This is a genomic window from Candidatus Eisenbacteria bacterium (assembly GCA_013140805.1).
In the GTDB taxonomy this organism is placed as follows: Bacteria; Eisenbacteria; RBG-16-71-46; order RBG-16-71-46; family RBG-16-71-46; genus JABFRW01.
The window spans coordinates 1-4,437 of record JABFRW010000166.1 but is presented as its reverse complement, the minus strand read 5'-3'; the positions used below and the strand labels follow the sequence as shown (position 1 = coordinate 4,437).

Genomic DNA, 4,437 nt, shown 5'->3' with positions numbered 1-4,437 from the left:
GGCGTCGCGCCCGCGCCAAGTGTCGCCGAGCGCTCGAGTGGCGGGAGCGGCCCGCCACCACCGGTCAGGCGACGCTCCATCGCTTCGAGCTTCTCGAGCAGCTGTCCGATCGATTCGCCGGGTTCGAGTGTCGCCATCTGGAGCACCGCCACTTCGAGATGCACCATCGGGTGGGGGCTGTCACGCATCGGCCACACGCTGTCAGCCGCCAGCTTGAGCAGCCGCAGCAGGTCGTGTTCGCTCCAGCCGTCCGCCTGCGCCCGCAGGCGATCGAGGTCGGCCGGCGCGAGCGGAATGAGATCGTTCGCCTGCGGATCGATGCGCATCACCAGCACGTGTCGCAGGTGCTCGCCGATGCCCTCGGCGATCTCGCGCGGGTCCATGCCCTTTTCGAACGCTTCGTGCAGTGCCTCGAGCGCCGCCCGGGCATCGCGCGCCGTGACCGCGCCGACGATCTGGAAGAACACCTGGCGGTCGGCCAGGCCGAGCACCCGCCTCACCAGTTCCTCGTCGATCTTCGACTCGCCGGCCGAGACCACCTGGTCGAGCGCGCTGACGGCATCGCGCATCGAACCCTCGGACTTCTGCGCGATCAGCAGCGCCGCGCCCTCGGTCAGCTCGAACTTGACGCCGTCCGAGTCCTTGCGCTCGCGAGCAGTGATGTCCTGCAGCCGATCGGCGACCTTGCGCAACGGGACGCGCCCGAAGTCGAAGCGCTGCGTGCGCGAGCGAATCGTGTCGGGGAGTTTCTGCGGATCGGTGGTGGCGAAGATGAACACCAGGTGAGGCGGCGGCTCCTCGAGCGTCTTGAGCAGCGCCGCGAACGCGTCGCCCGACAGCTGGTGAACTTCGTCGATGATCACCACGCGATTGCGCCCGCCGGTCGGCGCGAAGCGCACCTTCTCGCGCAGCGCCTGGACGTCCGCGATGCCGCGATTGGAGGCGCCGTCGATTTCCGCCACGTCGAGCGACACGCCGCTCGTGATCTCGGTGCACGAGGTGCACGCGTTGCAGGGCTCCGCACCGGTGCCGCGGCGCTCGCAGTTGAGCGCCTTCGCCAGGATTCGCGCACTCGTGGTCTTGCCGACGCCTCGTGCCCCGCACAGCAGATAGGCGTGCGCCACGCGGCCGCTCTCGATCGCGCGGGTCAGCACCGAGCTGACGTGATCCTGCCCGACCAGATCGGCGAAGGTCTGTGGCCGGTACTTGAGTGCGAGCGCGCGATGGGCCATGGGAGTGGTCGAAACCTGCTCGGTTCGGCCCTCGCGCGGCGCGGCCGCCGGCGGAGGCCACAAGAAAAAGGGCCAGGGTGAACAGCGGCACACCCGACGGATTGCTTACCGCTGCTACCTTCCGGTCCTGACGGGGTTCACAAGTTCGGATTGCGCTGCGCCTGGCCCACAGGCAGATGGGACCGGCTCAAAAACTCGGGTCCCACCAGAGAAGATGGTGGAGATGATCGGGATCGAACCGACGACCTCCTCGTTGCGAACGAGGCGCTCTCCCAACTGAGCTACATCCCCACGAGACTTGGGGTTGGCCGTGCACGGGAGGTTCTGGACGCACCCGGCACGTCAACGAGGGCCGCATTCTAGCAGCGAAGTTCGGGCGGTCAAGCGCGGCCGTCGGCCGGACGAGCAGCTCCTGTCGAGTCGGTCGGCTACTATCGCGCGCATGCACGGCGAACTCACGGGCTGGATCCAGCGCATGGGTCAGGGTGATGCGGCAGCGCTCGAGAAGGTCGTCCAACTGCTCTACGACGAACTGCGCGGGATCGCACGCCAGCGCCTTCGCAACGAGCGCAGCGGCCACACGCTGAGTGCGACTGCGCTGGTCAACGAGGCCTACCTGCGGCTCGCGCATCACGAGAAGCTGCCGTCGGAGAGCCGCACTCAGTTTCTCGCAGCCGCCTCGAACACCATGCGCCGCGTCCTCGTGGACTACGCCCGCGCCCGCCTGCGGCACAAGCGCGGAGGAGCCGCCGAGCACATCTCGCTCGACGAGGCCGAGCCGTTCATTTCGGAAGCGGAGGCGGACGAGATCCTGGCGCTCGAGGACGCGCTCGAGCGCCTGAGTCGCGCGAATCCGCGCGCCGCGGAGGTGGTGCAGCATCGATTCTTCTCGGGGCTCACGGTTGACGAGATCGCGTCCCACCTCGCGCTCTCGTCCAAGACTGTGCAGCGCGACTGGATTGCCGCACGTGCCTGGCTGCGCAAAGAGGTGATCCGCGGCCTGGCGCTGCCCGAATAGCGCAGTATGTCCGGCGGCGTCCCGCTTCGTCGCCACTAGAGATACACGCCATGGACTCCCGGACCTGGGAAGCGATCGAGACGATCTTCCACGCGGCGCTCGAGCGCTCGCCCACCGAGCGCGAGCGCTTCGTGGCCGAAGCGTGCGCCGGGGACTCGACGTTGCGCGCCGAAGTGACCGCGATGCTCGCCGCCCACACCGCCACCGGGCTGCGCATCGAGGATTCGTTGCTGCGCGCGCTGCTCGAGCCGGGACCGGCGCTGCGCGCAAGTACGCGGGCCGGAGCGTGGCGACTCGTCGAGCCACTGGGCGAAGGTGGCATGGGCGATGTGTGGCTTGCCGAACGCGCCGATGGCGCCTACGAGCAGCGCGCCGCGATCAAGCTGGTGCGCGCGGGGCTCCGCTCGTTCGATCTCATCGCGCGCTTCCTGCGCGAGCGACAGGTGCTCGCACAACTCACGCATCCGAACATCGCCCGCCTGTTGGACGGCGGAACCACTGAGGACGGCACCCCGTTCCTCGCCATGGAGTTCGTCGCGGGTCAGCCGATCCACACCTGGTGCCTCGAGCGTTCGCTCCCGCTGGCGGAGCGCCTACGGCTGTTCGCCCAAGTGTGCGACGCGGTGCGATTCGCGCATGCCAATCTCGTGATTCACCGCGACATCAAGCCGGGCAACATTCTCGTCACTTCCGAAGGCCGCCCGGTGCTGCTCGACTTTGGCGTCGCGAAGCTGTTGGAGCCGGACTCGCGAGACGGGCTTCGCACGCAGGCCGACGATCGCATTCTCACGCCTGACTACGCGGCCCCCGAACAGCTACGAGGTGACCCGATCACAACCGCCACGGATGTGTGGGGACTCGGAATGCTTCTGCTCGAACTGGTCACCGGCAAGCAGGCGTTTCGTTCCGAGGGGCGGCCGTTCGCGGAGGTCGAGCGTCGCTTGGTCGAGTGGCAGCCACCACGTCCGAGCGACAGAGTCGCGGATCGCTCGCTTGCGCGCGCGCTGCGCGGGGATCTCGACGCGATCGTGCTCACCGCGCTCCACCACGATCCTGCACGACGCTACCGATCGGCCGATCAGCTGGCGGCCGACATCGATCGTTTCCTGCGGGGACTTCCGATCGAGGCGCGACCCGACAGCGCGCGCTATCGCATCGCCAAGTTCGTGCGCCGGCACCGGCTGCCGGTGGCCGCAGCGACGGCACTCGCGCTGACTCTGGCGGCGTTCGCAGCGGTCGCCACGCTCCAGGCCCGCCGCATCGCGCTCGAACGCGATCACGCGCGCGCCGAAGAGACTCGAGCGACGCGCGTGTTGTCGATGCTGGTCGAGTTGTTCGAGGTGAGCAATCCACGCAACCACCCCGGTGGCGACAGCCTGCGGGTCGGCGATCTGTTGAAGCTTTTCGAGTCGCGCATCGAAGGCGCCACGGATCAGCCGCTCATCCAAGGCCGGCTGTGGGAGACGATGGCCTCGATTCATGGCTCGCGCAGCCAGCTCGCCGCACAGCGCGCAGCGCTCGACAGGGCGCTCACAGCGGCTCGGACCGCGCGCTCGGAAGACCTGGCGCTCAGGATTCGGGTCGCCCAGGCGGTGCTCGCGGCGCGTCTCGAAGGTCAGGACGTTGCAGTGCCCCGGCTCGAAGCGGCACTCGCGGACCACGTCGCCCGCTATGGAGCCGACGACGTGCGCACGGCCGACGCCATGGCGTGGCTCGGGGGCATTCATCCCGAGCGGGAGAAACGCGTGGCGCTTCTCGAACGGGCCTATGCGATCCGGCAGCGGATCGAGCCCAGCGGCTCGGTCGAGATGGCTGCGGTGCTCAACTCGCTCGCGGGAAATCGCTGGGCGGAAGGCGCATTCGATCGGGCGCTCACTGAGTATGATCGCGGGATCGCGATGCTGTCGCGTTTCGTCTCGGCGGACAATCCCGAGCTGCTGACCATTCGCTTCAACCGCGCCGATTGCATGGCGTCGACCGGGTCGTTCGAAGATGCGCTCCCCGAACTGTGTGACGTGCTGGCGCGCCGCCGCCGCGTGCTCGGCAGCGAGAACACCGCTACCGCGGCGAGCCTGATGAGCCTCGGGCAGCTCTACTCGAACCTCGGGCGCCACGCCGAGGCCGCCGACACGATTCGCGCCGGGCTTGCGACGTTGCTGCGCGTGTTCGGGCCTGGCACGCATGCTC

At 68.4% G+C, this 4,437-nt stretch carries 3 protein-coding genes, 1 tRNA gene and 1 other RNA gene; 2 read left to right on the top strand and 3 right to left on the bottom strand.

Annotation, left to right across the window (positions count from 1 at the left end):
• From dnaX to HOP12_12875, 3 genes are all read right to left on the bottom strand, one after another.
• The coding region (gene dnaX, locus HOP12_12885) for a DNA polymerase III subunit gamma/tau (protein ID NOT35041.1) at nt 1–1,232 on the bottom strand (1,232 nt) is incomplete at its 3' end.
• Between the two features lie 67 nt (nt 1,233–1,299).
• An RNA gene (gene ffs, locus HOP12_12880) (signal recognition particle sRNA small type) lies at nt 1,300–1,399 on the bottom strand.
• A 48-nt stretch (nt 1,400–1,447) separates the two neighbouring features.
• Nucleotides 1,448–1,523 (bottom strand) — tRNA-Ala (locus HOP12_12875).
• A gap of 151 nt (nt 1,524–1,674) precedes the next feature.
• On the opposite strand from HOP12_12875, the gene HOP12_12870 reads away from it, so the two are divergent.
• Both HOP12_12870 and HOP12_12865 read left to right on the top strand, forming a co-directional pair.
• Nucleotides 1,675–2,250 carry a sigma-70 family RNA polymerase sigma factor gene (locus HOP12_12870; protein NOT35040.1) on the top strand — a complete coding sequence of 192 codons (576 nt, stop codon included), beginning with the start codon at nt 1,675–1,677 and terminating at the stop codon, nt 2,248–2,250.
• Between the two features lie 50 nt (nt 2,251–2,300).
• Nucleotides 2,301–4,437: serine/threonine protein kinase (locus tag HOP12_12865; GenBank protein NOT35039.1), on the top strand; the 2,137-nt coding region annotated here is incomplete at its 3' end.